The sequence below is a fragment of the Streptosporangium sp. NPDC050284 genome, from assembly GCF_044459525.1.
Lineage (GTDB): Bacteria > Actinomycetota > Actinomycetes > Streptosporangiales > Streptosporangiaceae > Streptosporangium.
On the sequence record NZ_JBITIZ010000006.1, the window covers coordinates 408238 to 428726 of the forward strand.

At 70.2% G+C, this 20489-nt stretch carries 15 protein-coding genes; 5 read left to right on the forward strand and 10 right to left on the reverse strand.

Annotated elements, in window-relative coordinates; genetic code table 11:
* Positions 1-149: 149 nt before the first annotated feature.
* The 3 genes from ACIBH4_RS17410 to ACIBH4_RS17420 form a co-directional block, all read right to left on the reverse strand.
* The gene (locus ACIBH4_RS17410; RefSeq protein ID WP_362770351.1) at positions 150-1838 is read right to left on the reverse strand and encodes a PQQ-dependent sugar dehydrogenase; all 1689 of its coding nucleotides are present in this window, start codon (positions 1836-1838) and stop codon (positions 150-152) included.
* A 146-nt stretch (positions 1839-1984) separates the two neighbouring features.
* Positions 1985-3811 carry an ABC transporter ATP-binding protein gene (locus tag ACIBH4_RS17415; RefSeq protein ID WP_362506364.1) on the reverse strand — a complete coding sequence of 609 codons (1827 nt, stop codon included), beginning with the start codon at positions 3809-3811 and terminating at the stop codon, positions 1985-1987.
* Between the two features lie 261 nt (positions 3812-4072).
* On the reverse strand, positions 4073-4717 hold the full coding sequence (locus ACIBH4_RS17420; RefSeq protein ID WP_362506361.1) for a hypothetical protein: 645 nt from the start codon (positions 4715-4717) through the stop codon (positions 4073-4075).
* Positions 4718-4985: 268 nt separating this feature from the next.
* Between ACIBH4_RS17420 and ACIBH4_RS17425 the strand changes: the two genes are divergently transcribed.
* Positions 4986-5126, forward strand: a complete 141-nt coding sequence (locus ACIBH4_RS17425; protein ID WP_350947093.1) for a hypothetical protein — start codon at positions 4986-4988, stop codon at positions 5124-5126.
* Between the two features lie 206 nt (positions 5127-5332).
* Positions 5333-5896, forward strand: coding sequence for an Hsp20/alpha crystallin family protein (locus ACIBH4_RS17430; protein WP_362770353.1), 564 nt, complete (start codon positions 5333-5335; stop codon positions 5894-5896).
* A gap of 339 nt (positions 5897-6235) precedes the next feature.
* On the opposite strand, the gene ACIBH4_RS17435 is transcribed toward ACIBH4_RS17430, so the two are convergent.
* From ACIBH4_RS17435 to ACIBH4_RS17455, 5 genes are all read right to left on the reverse strand, one after another.
* Positions 6236-10054, reverse strand: a complete 3819-nt coding sequence (locus tag ACIBH4_RS17435; protein WP_362769440.1) for a beta-ketoacyl synthase N-terminal-like domain-containing protein — start codon at positions 10052-10054, stop codon at positions 6236-6238.
* A gap of 20 nt (positions 10055-10074) precedes the next feature.
* On the reverse strand, positions 10075-11118 hold the full coding sequence (locus tag ACIBH4_RS17440) for a ketoacyl-ACP synthase III family protein (protein WP_362521272.1): 1044 nt from the start codon (positions 11116-11118) through the stop codon (positions 10075-10077).
* Positions 11119-11136: 18 nt separating this feature from the next.
* Positions 11137-11388 (reverse strand): phosphopantetheine-binding protein, encoded by a 252-nt coding sequence (locus ACIBH4_RS17445; RefSeq protein WP_362521267.1) that lies wholly within the window; start codon positions 11386-11388, stop codon positions 11137-11139.
* Complete coding sequence (locus tag ACIBH4_RS17450; RefSeq protein ID WP_362769437.1) at positions 11385-12395, reverse strand: ketoacyl-ACP synthase III family protein; 1011 nt, start codon at positions 12393-12395, stop codon at positions 11385-11387. The genes ACIBH4_RS17445 and ACIBH4_RS17450 overlap by 4 nt, the downstream gene beginning before the upstream one ends.
* 399 nt (positions 12396-12794) lie before the next feature.
* Positions 12795-14117 (reverse strand): cellulose binding domain-containing protein, encoded by a 1323-nt coding sequence (locus tag ACIBH4_RS17455; protein WP_362521254.1) that lies wholly within the window; start codon positions 14115-14117, stop codon positions 12795-12797.
* A 540-nt stretch (positions 14118-14657) separates the two neighbouring features.
* On the opposite strand from ACIBH4_RS17455, the gene ACIBH4_RS17460 reads away from it, so the two are divergent.
* Complete coding sequence (locus ACIBH4_RS17460) at positions 14658-14876, forward strand: hypothetical protein (protein ID WP_362521247.1); 219 nt, start codon at positions 14658-14660, stop codon at positions 14874-14876.
* Between the two features lie 156 nt (positions 14877-15032).
* Here the strand turns inward: ACIBH4_RS17460 and ACIBH4_RS17465 are convergent, their stop codons facing one another.
* A complete protein-coding gene (locus tag ACIBH4_RS17465) occupies positions 15033-16046 on the reverse strand; it encodes a LacI family DNA-binding transcriptional regulator (protein ID WP_362521242.1) in 1014 nt (337 codons plus the stop codon).
* 122 nt (positions 16047-16168) lie between these two features.
* Here ACIBH4_RS17465 and ACIBH4_RS17470 point away from each other — a divergent pair, with 122 nt between their 5' ends.
* Together ACIBH4_RS17470 and ACIBH4_RS17475 are read left to right on the forward strand one after the other, a co-directional pair.
* Positions 16169-17275 carry an RNA-guided endonuclease TnpB family protein gene (locus tag ACIBH4_RS17470; RefSeq protein ID WP_362521237.1) on the forward strand — a complete coding sequence of 369 codons (1107 nt, stop codon included), beginning with the start codon at positions 16169-16171 and terminating at the stop codon, positions 17273-17275.
* Between the two features lie 388 nt (positions 17276-17663).
* On the forward strand, positions 17664-18557 hold the full coding sequence (locus ACIBH4_RS17475) for a hypothetical protein (protein ID WP_362521233.1): 894 nt from the start codon (positions 17664-17666) through the stop codon (positions 18555-18557).
* Positions 18558-18666: 109 nt separating this feature from the next.
* Here the strand turns inward: ACIBH4_RS17475 and ACIBH4_RS17480 are convergent, their stop codons facing one another.
* Entirely contained in the window at positions 18667-20301 is a 1635-nt protein-coding gene (locus ACIBH4_RS17480; protein WP_362769434.1) for a protein kinase, read from the reverse strand.
* Positions 20302-20489: the final 188 nt, after the last annotated feature.

The window sequence follows — 20489 nt, forward strand, 5'->3', positions numbered from 1 at the left end:
GCCCCCGGGCGGGGCCCCCCCCCCCCCCCCCGCCCCCCCCCCCCCCCCCCCCCGGGGGGGGGGGGGCCCCCCCCCCCCCCGCGCCCGCCCCCGCCCCCCCCCCCCCCCCCCCCCCCCCCCCCCCCGGCTCTCTCAGCCGAGGGCGGGACTCAGGGGCTTGTGCACTGGTAGCCGGACGGTGTCTGGGTGTTGCCGTTGGAGCGGCTCGCCTGGAAACCGAAGGTGGTGCTCTGGCCCGGGCCGAGCGCGCCGTTGTGCCCGGCGCTCCTCGCCGCGACGGTCTGCCCGCTCACGGTCAGCGTGGCGTTCCACGAACCGGTGACGGCGTGGCCGCTCGGCAGCGTGAAGGTCACCGTCCAGCCGTTGGTCGCGGACGTGCCGGTGTTGGTGACCGTGACCGGCTGGATCACGTACCCGTTCGACCACTGCGTCTGGACGGTCCCCGTCACCGAGCATCCGCCGGGGCCCCCGCCACCCGGGGTGGTGGTGACCGTCACCGTGTTCGACACCGGCGAGAGGTTGCCCGCCGCGTCGCGGGCCCGGACCTGGTAGCGGTAGGTGGTGTTCGCGGTGAGCCCGGTCTCGGCGTACGAGGTGGTGGCCGAGGTCCCCACCTGCGTGAAGGTGCCACCGGACGCGCCCGGCGCGCGCAGGATGTCGTATCCGGTCACGCCCACGTTGTCGGTGGAGGCGGTCCAGGCCAGGGTGGTGCCGGTGGAGGTCGTCCCCGACGCGGCGAGGCCGGCCGGCGCGGTCGGCGGGGTGGTGTCGCCCCCGGTGGTGGCCGGCGGGACGCGGACGATGCGGTCGTCCTGCGCCGCCGGGGTGCCGCGGCCGTCCCGGTTGCTGGTCGCCACCCAGAGCCAGCCGTCCGGACCGACCGCGACCGTGCGGAGCCGCCCGTAGGCGGACTGGAACTCGGCCAGCGGCGTGCCGGGTGTGCCGGCACCGCTCAGCGGCACCGTCCAGAGCCGCTGGCCGCGCAGCGCGGCGACGAAGAGGGTGTCGTTGGCCCAGGCCAGCCCGCTCGGCGACGCCTCTGCGGTCGTCCACGTGACGATCGGGTCGCGGAAGGAGGGGTTGTTGCAGGTGCCCTCGCACGTCGGCCAGCCGTAGTTGGAGCCCGCGACGATCTGGTTGATCTCGTCCCGGGTGTTCTGTCCGAGTTCGGCGGCGTACATTCTGCCCTGGGAGTCCCAGGTCAGGCCCTGGACGTTGCGGTGGCCGTAGGTCCAGACGCGGGAGCCTGCGATCGGATTGCCCGCGGGCACGCCTCCGGTGGGTGTCATCCGCAGGATCTTCCCGGCGAGGCTGTTGACGTTCTGCGCGTTGGCGGTGTTGCCGGCGTCGCCGGTCGCCACGTAGAGCATGCCGTCGGGCCCGAAGGCGATGCGACCGCCGTCGTGGATGGTGGCGCTCGGCACCCCCGAGAGGATCACCGTCTGCGTCTGTGGCGCGGTCAGTTGCAGCCTGACCAGGCGGTTGTCCCCGGCGGTGCTGGTGAAGTACGCGTACACCCAGCCGTCCTGGGCGTAGGTGGGCGACACGGCGATGCCGAGCAGGCCGCTCTCACCCGAGGCGCTCACCCCGCTGACGGTGGCGACCGCCGTGGGCGTCTGGTCCGGCCGCACCCGCAGGATGCGTCCGGTGTTGCGTTCTGACACCAGCGCGCTGCCGTCCGGCAGGAACGCCAGACCCCAGGGAACCTGGAGGCCCGTGACGGAGACCTGCGCCCGGGAGAAGTCGAAGCCGCCCACCACCTGGGCGCGGGCCTCGGGAGCGGTGACGACCAGCGCGAGCAGAGCCAGAATCAGGGCCGGTATGACGCGGGCGCGCATGATGGCCTCCTTGACCGGATTACTTTACGTATGTCAGCACCGTAGGCACGCGGGCCGCGGAACCTCAAACACCGTGATCGATCCGCCCTGACACTCTGGGATTACGGCGTCACACCGGTGAAAATTTCACGCGAACGGTGAAACTCTCAGCGGTGGACGGCGTCCGAGCCGTCCTCTTCGAGGAGGAAACCGCCGGACTGGTGGTGCCACAGGCGGGAGTACGGTCCCTGGGCCCGAAGGAGCTCGTGGTGGTCGCCCTGTTCCGCGATGCGCCCCTGGTCGAGGACGACGAGACGGTCCATGCGCACGACGGTGCTCAGCCGGTGCGCGACCACGAGGGCGGTGCGGTCGCGCATCAGGCTCCACAGGGCCTCCTGGATGAGAGTCTCGCTCTCGGAGTCCAGTGCGCTCGTGGCCTCGTCCAGCAGCAGGATCGGCGCGTCACGCAGGATGGCACGGGCGAGGGCGACGCGCTGCCGCTGGCCGCCGGAGAGTTTGACGCCGCGTTCCCCGACCAGCGTGTCGAAGCCGTTCGGCAGGGTCTCGGCGAACTCCGTGACGTGCGCCGCCCGCGCCACCCGGTGGATCTCGGCATCGGTGGCGCCCGGCCGGGCGAAGGCGATGTTGTCGCGTAACGACCGGTGGAACAGGGCGGGCTCCTGGGGGACGTAGGAGATCAGGCTGCGCAGGTCGGCCTGGCGGAGCCGGGTGATGTCCTGGCCGCCGATGAGGATCCGGCCTTCGTCGATGTCCATGAGACGTAGCAGCAGCCGGGTGAGGGTGGTCTTGCCGCCGCCCGACCGGCCCACGAGGCCGACCTTGGTGCCGGTGGGGATGTGCAGGTCCAGGCCGTCGAACAGAGGTGGGTTGCCGGAGTGCGCGAACGTCACCCGCTCGAACCGGACGCCGGCGTCGGCGGGGCGCAGCGGTTGCGGGTCCTTGGGGTCGACGACTCCCGGCGGTGTGAGGAGAAGCTCGGTGAACTGGGCGGACTCGGTGAGCACACTCTCCATGCGACGGTAGATCTGGTTGAACTCGAACATGATGTTGATCGAGGTCGTGTAGTAGCTGAACGTCACCACGATCGCCTCCACGCCCAGGCCACCGCGGAGGGTGATGGCGAGGAGCAGGCCGAGGGTGCTGGTGAGGATCGAGAGCGGGGCGATGACGGTGTCCACCCGGAGGTTGGCGTAGTCCCAGGAACGGAGCGTCAGCCCGCGCTGCTCGGCGACCCGCGCCCGGTGCTTCGCGGCCTCGCGCTCCTCGGCGGCGAACGCGCGGACCGTCTCCATGTTGGCCAGCACGTCGGCGATGTGCCCGGACACCCGCACCTTCGCGGCCTCACGCTGGTCCACCAGCCTCTGGCGACGGCGAATGAGCGGGGCGATGATGAGGCCCGTGACGACGATGAGGCCCAGGAGGACGAAGACCAGCAGCGGGTGATACCGCCACAGCACCACCGAGGCGAAGGCCAGCGGCACCACCTTGGCGATGATAGAGAAGGTGAGAGTGTCCACGAAGTTCTCGAACCCGCCGGAGAAGCTCAGCACCCGTTTGGTCAGCGAGCCGGCGAAGTTGTCGTGAAAGAACGCGGCGTCCTTGGCCAGCAGCCTGTCCATGGCCGTCACCCCGAGCCACTCGACACCCCGGGCGTCCGTACGGTTCAGGAAGTGGATACCCGCCCGCCACAGCACCTCCCCGGCGAGCAGCGTCGCGCCGAAGCCGAGTACGTACGGCATGAGGGCGGCGACGTCGTCCCCGCCCTCGGACAGGCGCCCCACGATCGCACCCACCGCCAGCGGGGCGAGATAGAACAGGCAGGTGTTTCCCAACGCGGGCAGGGTCAGCGCGGGTACGGCGACCCGCCACTGCCTCAGCAACTCCCGGTTGTAGTACCGCAGCGCCAGCAGAACGGCCGACCTCCGGGCGGACGGTCTGTCTTCCGGAGAATCGAGTGATCCCAGCACGGCCATCCGCCCCTCCGAACACCCTCGGCTATGGCAATGGTGACGCAGGGTGTCAGGAGGAGGCGAACGATTTTTCGCCGGCCGGATCGTCGGGGCTCCGCCGCCCCGGATGGGCGGCGGGTCCGAGGTTCTCGGGACGGTGGCCCCTCCCGGTCAAGTGCGTGCCGCCGTGGCCGGGAGGGCGGCGAGCGGGACTCGTGGGGGCCGAGCAGGTCAGGGGCTACCGAAGTCGTCCGCCGCGCTCCGGCCTTCAGACCGGGGAGCGCGTCAGTCGCCCGGTGGGGGATCAGGCCAGTACGGGACCGATCGCTCGGCGGCGGACACGATGGCCGCGCCGTCCAGGGTGGCGATGCTCAGCTCGATCCCGCCATCGGGCCACTCCACGCCGAGTTCGAAGGTCTCCGGGGGTGGTGAGGGCCAGAGCCACAGTCCTATGTTGAGGAAGATCCCTTCGTCGTTGTCGCCGCTGCGCAGGGACGTGCCTCCGAGCAGCCAGGAGAGCCGCGGAACCGATGGCGGATCTCGCGGGAGCCGTGCCAGGTCGAACCTCTGTCCGACGGTGGTGGCCTTGGTGCCGTCGGCGAAGCGGACGCCGAACCGCAGCAGGTTGTCCGGTAACCCGCGGGCGCTCACGCTGGAGATCATGTGGGGAAACACGGACATCTGGAGAGCCTGGAAGTCGTCGGGAGGCAGGGAACGCCGCCGCATGACGATCTCCACGTCCAACAGGCATCCGGTGCTGAACGCCCGGATCGTCGGCAGGGCGACGGCGACGTTCGGGGTGCGGGCGAGCAGCAGATCGCTGGTCATCGTCGCGCCCATCTCCTCGGCGGGCGGGGCGTACCAGGCGGGCGGCCCGAGGTCGGGCGGGCGGGTTGTTTCTTCCTGTGCCGATGGGGGCTCGAAGAACATGCTTTTACCATATGGAAAAATTTCGCGAGCGCGGGGCGGGGGAATCGCCGCGTTCGCCGGTGTTCGACCTCCTTCCGGGAGGACACGGGTCCATGGTCCAAAGATGGACAATCATCACTTTTGTCCTGAAATCACATATTTTGGGTATGTGGTGAGGAAAGACATCACCTCCCCGGGCCGGGCGGCGTGACCGCGGTCCTCGACGGCGCCGGGGGATTCGCGGCCGAGGACCGGCCGGAACCAATGATCAAGTGGAGGTCCACCCGTCATGAGCACGCATGTTCACGTCCGCCTCAATCGCGACATGACCGTGACCGAAGGGGGCGAGCTGCTCGTGCTGTCCCACTGCCGATGCGGTGCGACCTGGACCACGTCCTACCGTGCCGAGGAGGGGGAGCCCGAGAGGTGACCCGGTGGAGGTCGCCGGGGGCGCCGCCCGACGGGGCGGGTGGGGGCGGCGGCGAGTGTAGTCGCGACCTATGTCGGGTATCTGTCACTACGCGGTAGCGCTGTGCTACTGGCCGCGCGGGCCGTTGCCCTGCTGCGGCCGAGGCTCCTCGTGGGGGACGAGGTAGCCGATTCAAGCGTAAGCAGGGGGATGTCATGACATTGCCGATGAGGCGTACCAGAGGTGGTCACGTGCACGGGGTCGAGCCGCTCGCGGTACTGAGACGGGACCCTTTCGGGGACATGCAGGATCTGTTCCACCAGCTCGGACTGCTGACCCGGCAGACGGCCGAGGGCGAGGCGGAACGCCCGTGGATGCCGATCGCCGAGATCGACGAGATCGATGACGCCTACCTCGCCAGGCTGGAGATGCCCGGCATCGCACCCGAGGACGTCGAGATCTCCATCAACGGTCGCGAACTGTGCGTCAACGGCGAGGTCCACACGGAAGAGGGACGTTCCAACGCGCTGCGGGTTCGGACGGGACGATTCCACTTTCACACCTCACTCCCCTCCGACGTGGACCAGGAGGGCGTGGAGGCGTCAATGGACGAGGGGATCCTGACCCTGCGGATCCCCAAGGCCACGCAGGGACAGGGGCGACGCATCGAGGTCAGGGCCGGGCACTCCAAGGGACACTCGGAAAGTGGGCGTTCGGAAAGCGGCCGCTCCGGAGGACACTCTGAGGGCGGACGCTCCGGAGGGCGATCCGAAGGCGGACGGCGGTCCTGACGGCTTTCCGCGTCGAGTCCGAGTGTCGAGGCTCTCGGCGCCGTCTCCTGAAGCCCCGATGTCCCGACGCTCCGATGTCCCGACGTCCGTGGGGCCCGCACGACCGGCTGACCGGTCCACTCCCCACCAAACGCGCCGGCCGGGGGGGCCCCGGGGGGGCCCCCCCGCCCCCCCCCCCCCGGGCCCGCCCCCCCCCCCCCCCCCCCCCCGCGCGGGGGGGGGCCCGCCCCCCCCCCCCGCCCCGCGCGCGGGGGGACCCCCCCCCCCCCGGCGCCCCCCCCCGCCCGCCCGGGCGCCCGCCCCCCCCCCCCCCCCCCCCCCCCCCCCCCCCCGCCGGCCTCAGCCTCCGATCACGAGCACGCTCTCGGCGGCGGTCTCCGTCGCCACGTCCGGTCTCGGAGCCGTGAGAAGCCCCACCAGGTGGTTCGCGATCGCGGTGATGGTGGGCTGCTGCCACAGCAGGGTCGCGGGGAGACGGCGGCCGAAGCGCTTCTCCAGACGCCGCCGGACCATGATGGTCATCACCGAGTCAAGCCCCTGCTCGACCAGGGGACGCCTGGTCGCCAGGTCCTCGGGGGCGAGCCTCATCACGGCGGCGATCTCCGCGCGGATCTCGGGCAGGACACGCTCGCGCAGGTCCTCGGGCGCCAGGCCGGAGAACGACTCCGCGGGCCCGCCGAGATCCTCCTCGGCCGGGGTGGGCGCGTCGATCACCGGGTAGCGGAGTCCCGTGAGGTGTCCCACCACCCGGCCGTCCACGTCGGCGAGGAGCGCCCGAACGGTGTCCTCGGCGGCAGGGTCGACGGCCGCGTCGATGATCACCGTCGAGGGGGGCGTGCCGGTGAGCGTGACCTCGTCGATGTGCACGACCATGCGCAGCACCGGATCGCCGGGGAACACGCAGGGCGCCACGGACATCGCCGCGTCCAGCGCCGGCGTCCAGCCCTCCGCCTCCCCGGTGCGGACCGTGGCCCGCAGCACGCCGTCCCCGCTCAGCAGCGTCTCGATCGTCCAGTCGAAGCCCGTCGAGGGTACGCCGACGGTGGCGAGCCGCTTGTGCACGAACCCGGGATCGATCGGGGTGAGAGCGCCGGCGTCGGGCAGCATGTCGGGTTTCACCTGGCCCGGGGCGGCCACGTCCGCGGTGACGTGCACCAGCCAGGCGGGTTCCGGCTCGTCGGGACCGGCCGGCGTACGGGCCGCGAGCCGCACCGCAGGAGGCTCGTGCACGACCTGGATCTGCCTGCGTTCCGCGGTCATCAGCGGATGCATCATCTCCACGTCGGTGAGCGTGACGTCCTCGTCCTCGGTCGCGTGCAGGAACGTGTTGACGAGCACGGCGGCGGGCACGATCTCGACCCCGTTGAGGGCGTGGCTGCCCGGGTAGGGCCGGTTGGCGTCCTCCAGGCTGGTCCGCCACACCCGGGTCCGGCTGCCCGCGAGGCTGCTCCCGGCTCCGAGCAGGGTGTGGGAGTGCACGTCGTGCCCCCGGTTGTCGTCCCCGGTGTACGCCTCGCGCCAGTGGCGGCGGTGCTGCCAGGCGTACGGCGGCAGGTCGGCCAGGCCGCCGGACGGCTGCAGACGGCTCCAGTCCACCTCGACGCCGTGACAGTGCGCCGTGCCCAGCGCGACGAGGAAGGTCGAGGACTCGGGCTGGTTCCTGCGCAGTGACGTGCCGACGAACACGTCGTCGAACCCGTTCTCCGAGAGCGTCTCGGTCACCGAGTGCGCGACCACGGGGTGGGGGGAGATCTCCAGGAACACGCGGTAGCCGTCCTGCGCCGCGGCCCTGGTCGCCGCGGTGAGCCGCACGGGGTCTCGCAGGTTCGCCGCCCAGTACGCGCCGTCCAGGACGGGCGTCGATCGGGGGTCGGCCAGCGCGGTCGTGTACATGGGGACGCGAGGCGCACCGAACGAGAGATCGGCGACGGCGGCGGCGAGTTCGACGGCGAGGGGGTCCATGTGCGGGCTGTGGAAGGCGACGTCGGAGGCCACCCGCCGCACCACGATGCCCTCGGCGGGCCACTCGTTCACCACCGCCTCGACCGCGGCGACGTCGCCGGACAGCACGGTGGAGCCGGGGGCCGACGAGATCGCGGCCACCAGGTCGGTACGGCCGGCGAGCCTCTCCGTCGCCTCCTCGAACGACAGGTCGACCATCGCCATCGCCCCCTCGCCCTCGACCTGGCGCAGCAGCCGGGAGCGACGGCAGATCAGGCGGGCGCCGTCGGCGACGGTCATCGCGCCGGCCGTCACCGCCGCCGCGATCTCGCCGACGGAGTGGCCGATGACGGCCTTCGGAGCGACCCCGTACGCGTTCCAGAGCCTGGCGAGGCCCAGCTGCATCACGAAGATCATGGTTTGCACGCGGTCGATGGTGTCGAGATCGCCGTCGGTGAGGACCTGCCGGGGAGAGAAGCCGATCTCCTCGATGAAGATCGGCTCCACTTCGTCGACGAGGGACGCGAACTCCGGCACGGCGAGCAGTTCCCGCCCCATCCCGCGCCACTGGCAGCCCTGCCCGGAGAAGACCCAGACCGGCCCGGGACCGAGCTCGGGCAGCACGTCACCGGTGAGGACGCTCTCGGCGGGTACGTCATCCGCGAGCCTGCGCAGGCCGGCCGCGAGCTCGTTCCCGTCCGCCCCGATCACGACGGCGCGACGGGCCAGATGGGTGCGCCGGAGCGCGAGCGTGTGCCCCGCCGACGCCAGGTCGAGCCCTTGGCCGAGCCCTTGGTCGAGGCGGTTGGCGAGCTTGCCCGCGTACTGCCGCAGAGCCTGCTCGGAGGCGGCCGACAGCGGGAACAGCCGCTCTCCACCCTCCTCGACCCGGGGGGCCTCCTGGGCCGCGGGGGCCTGTTCGAGCACGATGTGCGCGACCGTGCCGCCGTACCCGAAGCTGGAGACGCCCGCCCGGCGGGGGTGGTCGCGCTCGGGCCAGGCCGACTGCTCGGTCACCACGCGAAGGCCCGAGGTCTCCCACGGGATGGCCGGGTTCAGGGTGTTCAGCACGCTCGGGGGGATCTCACCGCGGTCGAGGGCGAGCACCGCCTTGATGACGCCGGCGATGCCGGCGGCGCCCTCGAGGTGACCGATGTTGGACTTCACGGAGCCGACGAGGCACGGGTCGCCGGGGGGCCGCGGCGTGCCGTACACGGAGGAGAGCGCCCCCGCCTCAAGCGGGTCGCCGAGCCGGGTGCCCGTGCCGTGCGCCTCGATGTAGTCGACGGTGGACGGTGCGATGCCCGCCTGCCGGCAGGCCCGGATCATCACGTGTTCCTGGGCCTCCCCGCACGGCGCCATGATGCCGTTGGTGTGCCCGTCCTGGTTCACGGCGCTGCCGATGACGAGCGCGAGGATCCGGTCACCGTCGCGCTGGGCGTCCGACAGCCGCTTGAGCACGACCACGCCGCAGCCCTCGCCGCGTCCGTAGCCGTCGGCCGACGCGTCGAACGACTTGGACCGCCCGTCGGGGGCGAGGGCTCCCGCCGTGCCGAGTGTGAGGGTCTGCCCCGGGGTGACCAGCAGGTTCACGCCGCCGGCGAGGGCGACGTCGCTCTCGCCGAGCCGCAGGCTCTGGGCGGCCAGGTGCAGCGAGACCAGCGACGCCGAGCAGGCGGTGTCGATCGCCATGCTGGGGCCGCGCAGATCCAGCGAGTAGGAGATGCGATTGGCGACGGCGCAGGTCGCGGCGCCGATCCCGGTCCACGCCTCGATCTGGGGCAGTTCCTCAAGGAGGCGGCCTCCGTAGTCGGCGGTGCAGACCCCGACGAACACCCCGGCGTCGGTGCCGGTCAGTTCGTGCGGCGGCAGGCCGGCGTTCTCCAGGGCCTCCCACGCGGTCTCCATCAGGATCCGCTGCTGCGGGTCCATCAGCTCGGCCTCGCGGGGCGACAGGCCGAAGAACTCCGCGTCGAAGCCCTCGATGTCGTCGAGGAAGCTGCCGTGACGTACGGCGTCGCGTAGCGAGGCGGCGTGTTCGGGGCTCCGGTTCTCGTACGGGCGCCAGCGTTCCGCGGGTAGCGGCCCGGTCGTGTTCCGGCCGGCACGCAGCAGGTCCCAGAACTCGTCCGGTGAGCGGGCGTCACCGGGAAGGCGGCATCCAATCCCGATCACCGCCACTGGTTCCACCTGGACTCCGCGCGTACTGTCGGCCATCTGCGTTCGTTTCCCTTCGGTCAGACCCACTGAGGACTGTCGATGATCTTGATTACGGCACCGGAGACGGTCACTCCCGGCCCGGTGCCGAGCATCAGCACGTGGTCGCCGGGGCCCAGCTGCCCGCTCAGGAGCAGGTGGTCGAGGGAGAGGACCTGGTCGGAGGCCCCGCAGTGGCCGATGGTGCGGCCGTAGTCCCAGGTCGAGCGGGACATGGGCAGGTCGAGCATGGCCATGCACCGCTGTTCGACGATCTCTTCCGAGTAGTTCATGAACGCCACCCGGGTGAGGTCGCCGGCCTCGATCCCGCTCTCGGTCAACGCGCGCTCGACGACCTCCATCAACGCCCGCTGGATCTTGAACAGCGCCGTGGTCGCCTCGCCCTTGGGCATGACCTGCTGCCTGAACTGCTCGTTCCTGGCGGCGAAGCTCATCCGGCGCCCAACGGTGACGCCCGGAGGGAAGAGGGGTTCGCTGCCCCGGTGGAGCTCCTCGGCCTCGGCCACCGTCGTCGTGCAGACCGACGTCAGGCGCGCGAAACCCGTCCCCTTGGTGAGCACGAGCGCGGCGGCGGCGTCCCCGCCGATGTAGCCGGGGCCCATCCGCCACCGGTCCATCAGCGGGGTGCCGTAGTTGTCGGCGGCGACCAGCAGGGCGGCCTGCCTGCCGGGTACGGCGTCCAGGTGGCCGGCCGCGAGCTCCAGGGCGATGAACATCCCGTTGCAGCCCTGCCGGATCTCGGTGGCCAGGACGTCCCCGCCGACGAGATGACGCTGCAGGTAGGAGTGCGGGGGCCAGCCGTCCGGCCCCTGGTGCCAGGTCGAGGCGTACAGGAGGAGATCCAGGTCGCCCGGAGCGCGCCCGCTGCGCTTGAGCGCGCTCCGCGCCGCGTGCAGGGCCATCTCCGGAGCCGGTACGTCACCGGCCACCACCGTCCCGGCCAGGTTGTGCAACTCGGCCTCCTGCGCCGGATACCAGCCTTTGGCGACGGCTTTCTCGACGCTGACGACGGTCCGGGGGAGGAAGGCTCCCACTCCGCTGATGTAGGTGTCCGCCAACTGCATGACTCTGCCCTCGCCCGGCTAGACGGATTCGAGTTCTCTGACCATCGCCACGATGGTCACGACGTCCCTGAAGTTCTCCGGGTCGAGCCTCGCGGCGGGAATCGGGACGCCGACGTCCTTGCGGAGGAAGTTCAGCAACCGCGCCGTCCGCAGGGAGTCCAGGAGACCCGACAGCAGGAGCGGGGTCGTCTCGTCGACCTTGATGTCGTCGCCGTCCAGGACGAGGTTCTCCTGGATGAAGTCGACCAGCCTTCGCGTGAGATCGGTCATGCGCGTGCCCCTGTCGTGACGGGAGAGGTGGCCAGGATCCTGAAGACCGCCGCGGCGACGGACGTTCCCGAGCCGAACCCGACCGTGAGCAGGTGATCGCCGGCCACGAGCCCGCCGGTCGCGACGAGATGCTCGAAGGCGATGAACTGGTCCACCGCGCCGCAGTGGCCCACGCGCCTTCCGTAGTCCCAGGTCGTCTGGTCCTCCTCGATGCCCAGCCAGGACATCTGCCCGTCCAGGTCCTCGCGGCGGCCGTGCGGCAACGCCACCCGCGTGATGTCGGAGAGTTCGATCCCCGCCTCGTCCAGGGTCTTCTCGACCTGGTGCATCATCGTTTTCTGGATCGTGAGGTGGATTCCGGTCCCCTGCTTCTTGAGCAGCCTCTGGCGGAACTCCTCGTGCCGGTCCCCGAAGCTCAGCCCTCTGCCGACGGTGGCGTCCGGGGGAAACAGGGGGTAGGCGCCGTCGTTGACCGCGTCGGCCTCCGGGATCACCGTCGCGTTCACCGAGAGGAGCTCGGCCATGCCGTAGCCCTTGCCGAGGAGGAGCGCGGCCGCGGCGTCGCCGATCAGCGCCCCGGGGGTCATCCGCCAGCGGTCCACCAGCGGGGTGCCGTGGTTGTCCGAGGAGACGACCATCGCCGTCTCCCTGTCCGCGTCGGCCTGCAGGTAGCTCGCCGCCAGTTCGAGCGAGCTGATCATCCCCACGCAGCCGCTCCGGATCTCGAACGCCGGAACGTTCCCACCGAGGAGGTGCATCTGCAGGTAGTGCTGGGGCTGCCAGCCGTTCGGGCCCTGGTGCCAGACCGACGGGTAGAGCAGAAGGTCGAGGTCGCGCGGGGAGGACTCGCCCCAGCGGTCGTACGCGTCCAGGACCGCGAGCCGCGCCATCTCGGGCGCCGGCATGTCACCGGCCACCGCCGCGCCGACCTGCTGGAACCTCTCGACCTCCTCCGCCGGGTACCAGCCCTCACGAACCGCCTGCTCGACGCTCACACTGTCAGGCACATAAACGCCGAGACTCCTGACGAATATGTTGGATGTACGCACACGTCCCCTAACTCATCGACGATCCCGGACAACGGCCTTCTGGCAGTGGAAGACGGCTTATCCGATTTATTTCGGGTCACGGGATATCAAGTGACCTGCGGCCGGGCAATGAAAAACGGGAAATGGGCCGGCGGCCGTCGGAGGCAACAATAGGGGCGGACCGTTGGGTAAAGCAATATGGACGTGAGCGGCCGGTCGGTGACATTCCGTGATCAGGTTCCGACGGAATGTATTCAACTCTGGAAATGCGCCTTTCCGCTCCAGGTCACGGTTTCCCAGAATGTAATTCTTTGGAATCCCGGCGACAAGAGAACGGTGCCGGGCCCTCGCCGTTCGGCTCGGGCCCGGCACGTCGTCTCAGGCGGGCACTCTCGTGCAGACGAGGTTGTTGAGTTTGAACTGGGCCGGAATGCCGTTCGTCCCGGTGGCGGTCGCCGAGAAGCCGAGGCTCTGACTGGAGCCGGGGCCGATGTAGGAGTTGTGGCCGGCGTCACGGGCGGTCACCTGGGTGCCGACCTGGGTCACCGTGGCGTTCCAGGCGCTCGTGATCTGCTGGTTGCCCGGCCAGGTCCAGGTCAGGGTCCAGCCCTCGATGGGGGTCGTGCCGGTGTTCCTGATGGTCGCGCTGCCGTTGAAGGCGCCGTTCCAGGCGCCGGTGGTGTAGGTGACCTCGCAGGAGGTGCCCATCTTGAGTCCGCCGCGCAGGAAGGTCGTGAAGTTGGCCCAGGTGGGGTTCAACGTGCCGGTGCTGACGGTCTCGGAGCAGTTGGCGGTGGTGCGGACGGTCTGCAGACCGTGCTGGGCGGGGTCCATGATTTGGGGCATCATGTGATCCGCGCCGGGCACCGAGACGAACGTCGCCCTGCCGCACTGGGCCTTGATCCTGTTGTAGAGCAGGACGCTCTGCCCGTGCGGTACCAGGAAGTCGGCCTGGCCGTGCATGAACATCAGCGGCGGGTCGTTGCTGTCGACGTAGGTCATCGGATTGGCCTGGGCCACCGTGGCCGGGCAGGTCTGGATCGGGCAGCCGACCAGGAGGGACTCGGGGGAGGCGGGGGAGTTGTGGTCGAGTCCGCCGGTCGGCAGGTTCTGCGCGTTCATCTGCAGGAAGTCGGTCGGGCTGTAGAAGGCGAGTCCTGTCTGCACGGCGCTGGAGACTCCGGTCGTGCCGACGGTGCCCTCCAGTGCGGCCACGCCACCGGAGAAGGTGGCCATCTCCGTCAGCCAGCCGCCCGAGGAGTCGCCCATGATCGCGAAGCGGTTGGGGTCGATCTGGTACGTGGCGGCGTTCGCGCGCAGCCAGCGGATGGCCGCCTTGATGTCGTGCACCTGGGCCGGGAAGATCGCTTGGGCGCTGGAGCGGACGCTGACGCCGGCCACGGCGAAGCCCAGAGGGGTGAAGATGTTCGCGATCGCGTCCGCGCCGGCCTTGCCGTCGTCACTGCTCCAGGCCGAGCCGGTGTGCCAGATCAGCAGCGGCCGGGGCGTGATTCCGGTGGAGGGCAGATAGAGGTCCAGCAGATGCCCCTTGCTGGTGGCCGGCTGTGCGGGCGCGTAGGCGATGTCGGTGATCACCTGCGTGGCGTGAGCCGGTGGCGCGAAGACTGCTGACACGCCGACGGCGGCCAGCATGGTCATCGCCATGCCGACAATCACGGCCGTGCGGATTCGAGCTTGCATGGTACGACTCCGGTTTGTCGGATGCTCGCCGCTCGTCCCCGGTGACCGTCCGTGTTTCCTGCCGCGCCGTGGCGACCTCGATCAGCAGGCCGACCGTAGCGCCTGCGAGAAAAACGTCCTGTTCGAGTGTCGCGGCTCACATCGATATGGGCGGGGCGACGATATGACACGTAAGTGACGATGGTCAAAGTTTTCGATGCATCGTTCCAATGGAACAGGATAAGGGGCATAAATCGTACTTTGAGGATCACGTAGTACGAATACAGTCCAGATCATCCATGGCATGCACAGGCGGTCGGATACGCGCCCGCGAGGCCTTTCAGGGCCGCCACGTCGGGAATTGGACAGCGGCCGGACCTCCGGGGGCAGGTGGCATGGGATTTACCGGCGGTAAACATCCGCGAAACATGTGCGGCCCGCGACAGGACCGATGAAAGTTTCATCCCCCGTCCCGTGAATGATTCGAGTGTGATGATCTTCCCCGGCGCGTGCCGAGTGATAATGTTCACCTTCATGATCTCCCCAGTCACAGGAGGACGAATGCGAAAGGTACGCGCTGTTCTCGTCTCGGCCGTCATGGTCCTCGGAGTTTCTCTGACGACCGGCGCCGCCCCGGCACACGCCGAGAGGCTGGCGGGTGTCTTCAAGGAACACGCGGAGTGCGAGCGGATCGGAACCCACGGCATCACCGAGGACTGGTGGAACGACTACTCATGCGAGTGGGAGGGCCGGTACAGCTACTACTTCCTCTACGCGTGACCCCGTGAGACGCACGCACCCCCGGCTCCGAGAGGTCGAATCGGGGGCGCGTGCCCATGACCCGCGGCTCGTGGGGTCGACTCCCTCCCCACCACGCCGGCCCGCGGACCCGTGGGGAGCCGGTCGGCAGGTGGTCGCCGTCTCCGGTCGCCGGGCTCAGCGCGGCGGGATGCCCCGCTCGACCAGCTCGGTGGGAAGCACCACGGTGCGCGGCCACGACCGATCCCCGCCGATCCGCCGGAACAGCAGCTCGGCGGCGGTCCTGGCCAGCTCACGGGTGTCATAGGCGATCACCGTCAGCGGGTACGGCACCAGAGCGGCCATGTCGAAGTCGTCGAACCCGAGCAACGCGGCGTCGCTGCCGCGCCGGTGCAGTTCCTCGACCGCACCGAGAGTGATCCGGTTGTTCAGGCTGAAGAAGGCGGTCGGCGGATCCGGCAGGTCGAGCAGTTCGGAGACGGCCAGGGCGGCCGCGGCCGGGTCGCGGACGCCGTCACGGACCAGCCCGGTGTCGTACGGCGCGCCGGCCGAGGCCAGCGCGTCCCGCGCGCCGTCGAGCCGCTCGCGCATCGTGTAGACGCCGATCGAGTCGAGCAGGACGCCGATCCGCCGATGGCCCGACTCGACGAGCCGGCACACCCCGGCCCGCGCGCCCCCACGGTTGTCGAGCAGCACCGTGTCGGCGGGCAACCCGCCCGCCGGACGGTCGAGAAAGACCACGGGGGTGCCGAGCTCGACCTCGGCGCGCAGGAACGAGTGGTCCTCGCCGGCGGGCACCACGAGCAGCCCGTCGACGCGGCGGGCGCACATGTCCCGCAGCAGTTGCTGTTCGCGCGCCGGATCCTCCTCGGAACTGGCGATGATGAGCATCGTGCCGTGGTGCCCGGCGACCTCGGCGGCGACTCCCGCGATCGTCGCGTAGAAAGGGTTCGCGATCTCCTCGATCAGCAGCCCGACGGTGGCGGTCGCCTGCCCGGAACGCAGCGAGCTGGCCAGGTGGTTGCGGCGGAAGCCGAGTTCGGCCACGGCGGCGAGCACCCGCTCGACCAGCTCGGGCTGTACGTGCGGAGCGTTGTTCACGACCCGCGAGACGGTCTTCAGGCTCACCCCGGCCAGGGCCGCCACGTCCACCATGGTGGGCCGCCTCGCCCGGCCGCCATCGCTGGTCATCGAATACCTCCAGCGTGGATACTCCGGCCTTCAGGCCGGAGAGGAAACGCGGCACGGTGCCGCACGGATCTGGAATCGAATACATGTCTACTGTTAGCTGATCTTGCTTTGGAATGTGAGACGTGGCGCAGATCGTGAAGCGGGCGTTCAAGTTCCGCTTCTACCCGACTCCCGAGCAGGCCGAAGAGCTTGCCCGGACGTTCGGCTGCGTGCGCCTGGTCTACAACAAGGCCCTCGAAGAGCGCACCCGCGCCTACACGCTGGACGGCCGTCGCGTCTCCTATGTGGAGTCGTCGGCCGCGCTCACGCAGTGGAAGAAGACCGACGATCTCTCGTTCCTGAACGAGGTGTCCTCGGTGCCGCTTCAGCAGGCATTGCGCCACCTTCAGGCGGCGTTCGCCAACTTCTTCGCCAAGCACGCGAAGTACCCGACGTTCAAGTCCCGTAAGAAGTCCCGGCCGTCGGCCGAGTACACCCGCTCGGCGTTCACCTATCGTAATGGTCGGCTCACCCTGGCGAAGATGAACGGTCCACTGAACGTCGTGTGGTCGCGCCCGCTGCCCGAGGGGGCGCAGCCGTCCACGGTGACGGTGTCGAAGGACGCGGCGGGCCGCTGGTTCGTCTCCATCTTGTGTGAAGACGCCATCGGGCCGCTGGATCCAACGACCAACGCGGTCGGGGTGGACGCGGGTATTACGGCGCTGGCGACGCTGTCGACCGGAGAGAAGATCGTCAACCTCAAGCATGAGCGGGCCGACCGGCGCAAACTCGCCAAGGCTCAGCGCAACCTCTCCCGCAAGGAAAAGGGTTCGGCGAACCGGGCCAAGGCGAAACTCGCCCTCGCCCGCGTGTACGCCCGCATCGCCGACCGTCGCCGAGATCACCTGCACAAGGTCACCACTCGTCTCGTCCGTGAGAACCAAACGGTCGTGATCGAAGACCTCACCGTGCGCAACATGGTGAAAAACCACAGCCTGGCCCGCGCCGTCTCGGATGCCTCCTGGCGCCAGATGCGCTCCATGCTGGAGTACAAAGCAGCCTGGTACGGGCGGGAGTTGCTGGTCGTGGACCGGTGGTTTCCCTCCTCCAAGCTGTGCTCGGCGTGCGGCACCCTCCAGCGGTCCATGCCGCTGGGCGTCCGTGATTGGGTGTGTGCCTGCGGCGCGGTCCATGACCGGGACGTCAACGCCGCGAAGAACATCCTCGCCGCCGGGCTGGCGGAGAGGTGAAACGCCTGTGGAGCCGGTGTAAGACCTCAACGAGAGTCCTCTCGGGCGGGCAACTGGCGGTGAAGCAGGAACCCTCACGGGTGACCGTGGGGACTCTCCTCCCTCAGGGAGGGGAGGAGGTCAAATCCGAACCATACCGACAGGCCGTCCGTCACGTTGACAACGTTGTCCGATCCGGCCGTACCTGCTCATCGCCCACGACGCCCGCCCGGCGCGAGGGTGACCACCGGGCGTCATCCACGTGATCGAGTGCCTCTTGACCGGTGTCGACCCGGGAAAGACCAGGGCCGATGGAGGTGCCGGAAGCGCGAAACCTGCAAAAGGCCGCTAGGGGAATGAGAAAGTGACCGACAACCGGGTTGTAAGCGGGTCCCGAAGAATGGCTGTCATGAAGAACCTCCCTCCACGCCTCGCCGCCCCCGTACGGCACGGCGCCTTTCTTGTCCTCGCCCTGGCGGCGTTCACCGGCTGCGGCCTCACCGGCGGCCAAACCGGGGATGGTGCGGCCGCTCCCGCGCAGGTGACGAGCGAGGCGACCACCGCGCCCGTCGAGAGCGATCCCCCGGCCCAGCCGGAAAGCACTCCCGAGCAGGCGGAGACCGGCGGGCAGGACCGGCCTTCCGCGGCCGTCGAACCGGGCGGCACCCTCGTCGACGGCAGCACGGTCTCGGCCGAGCTGACCCGCGCGGGGGAGAGGCACAAATTCACGCTGGATCTGAGCGACGCCAGGGAGTTCTACGTCGCCGACATGGAGGGCGACGGCATCCAGTTCCAGGTGTTCTCCGACGTCGACGACGAGCCCCTGACCCCGGCCAGTGTCGATTTCAGCGCGGGTACGTCGCTCAGCAACAAGCTGACCAAGGTGGGCGGCCACCGGCTGGAGGTCTGGGGGAACACCAACGTGATCGGGGCGTACAGCTTCCGGATCGCGACCGTGAAGGTCCGCACGTTCCCCGCGACGATCGGCCTGAAGATCGGTGAGGGCAGCCCGGAGGGGGCGGGGTCGCTGGACGTCCCCGGACGGATCGACCGCTTCGAGTTCGACGCCGACGGAGCCAAGGCCATCAGGATCATCGCGGGAGGCGGGCCGTGCACCTCCATCGACGTCGAGCTCTACGACGCGGCGGAGAAGAGCCTCGCCGATCCCCGGCAGCCCTACCCGCTGTGCGGCAACGAGTTCGACATGCCGCTCTCGGGCGGGGACGGGCGCTACGCGCTGGTCGTCAGGTCACCCGCGGCGAAGACCGGGTCGTACTCCTTCCAGATCGTGCGCGCGGGCTGAACGACGAGAAGCGAAGCGGGCGGGCGCCTCAGAGGGGAGCGAGGGCAGGGGGCAGGAGCGGGCCGGGCGATCCAGAAGGAGCCGGGCGATCCCGCAGGATACGGGGCGGTCAGGAGCGGCGCAGGCTCCCTCGGTATTCCAGCGAGCCCCCACCCTCCTGCTTCACGTAGTCCAGCGTCTGGGGGTCCTTCAGCGTGAGGGTCATGTCCCCGCTCACGCACTGGTCGCGTTGCGCCACGTTCAGGTCGAGCACGGTGTCGCGTACGCGGGTGAGCGTGGCCTGCTGCTCGCAGTCACCGGACACCCAGGTCCCGGTGGATCCTCCCGGGTTCAGGGTGATCGTGACGCCGGCGGTGCGCTCGCGGTCGTCCTGCGAGACGACCTGTCCCGTCCAGGTTCCCGCGAAGGCCGAGGGGATGCCCCCTCCGGGAGCCGTGGGCGGTGCCGAGGCCGATCCGGAGGCCGGTGCCCGGTCGGGGGTTCTTTCAGGTCCGGAGGCCGGTGCCCGGTCGGCGGTGTCGCCGGATCCGGAGGCCGGTGCCGGGCGAGGGGTCCCTTCGGATTCACTCCGGGGCGCCGCCCCGTTCGCAGGGGAACCTCCGATCGTCCCCGTCGCGTACAGCACGCCGGCCGTCGCCAGACCCGCGAGGACGACGGCGGCCACCGGGATGGCCACGTTCCTCGCCCGCCGGGTGACCCGCTCGCCGTACGGGGGCGCGTAGATCTTCGTGTCACGACCCGCCGTACCGGCGCCGCTCGGGGGTAGGAGCGCCGTGTCCCGTACGGGGCCGGCCGGCTCGGTGGGCCTGGAGTGGACTCCGGGCCGGACGACCGGTGGCGGCTCCGCCTCGACGGGACGGGGCAGGCCGCTCGGGGCGCGATCCGACCAGCCGGCGGGGACGTACGCGCTGGGCACCGGACCGACGTCGGGGACCGTGACGGTGGAGGCTCCGGGGTCGACCAGACGCACCAGAAGCGACCGGGCCGAGGGACGTGCCGCGGGGTCCTTGGACAGGCAGGCGGCCAGGGTCTCGCGCAGGCCCTGGGGAACGCCGGAAAGGTCGGGTTCCTGGTTGATGATGCGGTTGAAGACCGCGGCGACGGTGTCGTTGCCGAACGGTGCCCTGCCGGTCGCGGCGTAGAGCATGGTCGAGGCCCAGGCGAACACGTCGGCCGCGGGTGAGCCGTGCACTCCCGTGAGCTGCTCGGGAGCCATGTAGGGCGGGGTGCCCGACATCGTCAGGGACGCCGTGTCGGCGTCGAGGGGCCGGGCGATACCGAAGTCGACCACGCGTGGCCCGTCGGGGCCGAGAAGCACGTTGGCCGGTTTGAAGTCCCGGTGAACCACCCCCGCGCCGTGGATGGCCGCGAGTGCGGAGGCCGTGCCGACGGCGAGCCGTTCGAGGTCACCGTCGCGCAGGGGACCGTCGTCACGTACCCGTTCCTGCAGCGAGGGGCCCGCCACGAACTCGCTCACCACGTAGGGGTCCGGCCGGTCGAGCTCCGCCGCGAGCACCCGGGCCGTGCAGAAGGGGGCCACCCGGCGGGCCGACTCCAGCTCCCTGGCGAGCCGGCGGCGGATGTCGGGATTCGTGCCGCCCTTGAGGACCTTGATCGCGACACGGTCGCCGGAGGCGCTCCACCCCTCGTAGACGATGCCCTGACCGCCCTCGCCGAGGCGCCCCACGACCTGGAACGCTCCCAGCGTGCGCGGGTCATCCGGTTCCAGCGGGCCAGCGGCCATGAGCTCCTCCATGCACGTCGGCGCGGGTCCCCAGCGTAACGACGGCGGTAGCCGGGCCGCCACGGTCGCGTCGGGTCGAGGGGAGTGGGAGGACCGCACGTCCGCGGGGGGCGACGGGGTGTGGAAGCCGGCCTCCTCGATCGTCGTACGCCGATCGAGGAGGCCGGGGGGACGAGGGCGAGCCGGAA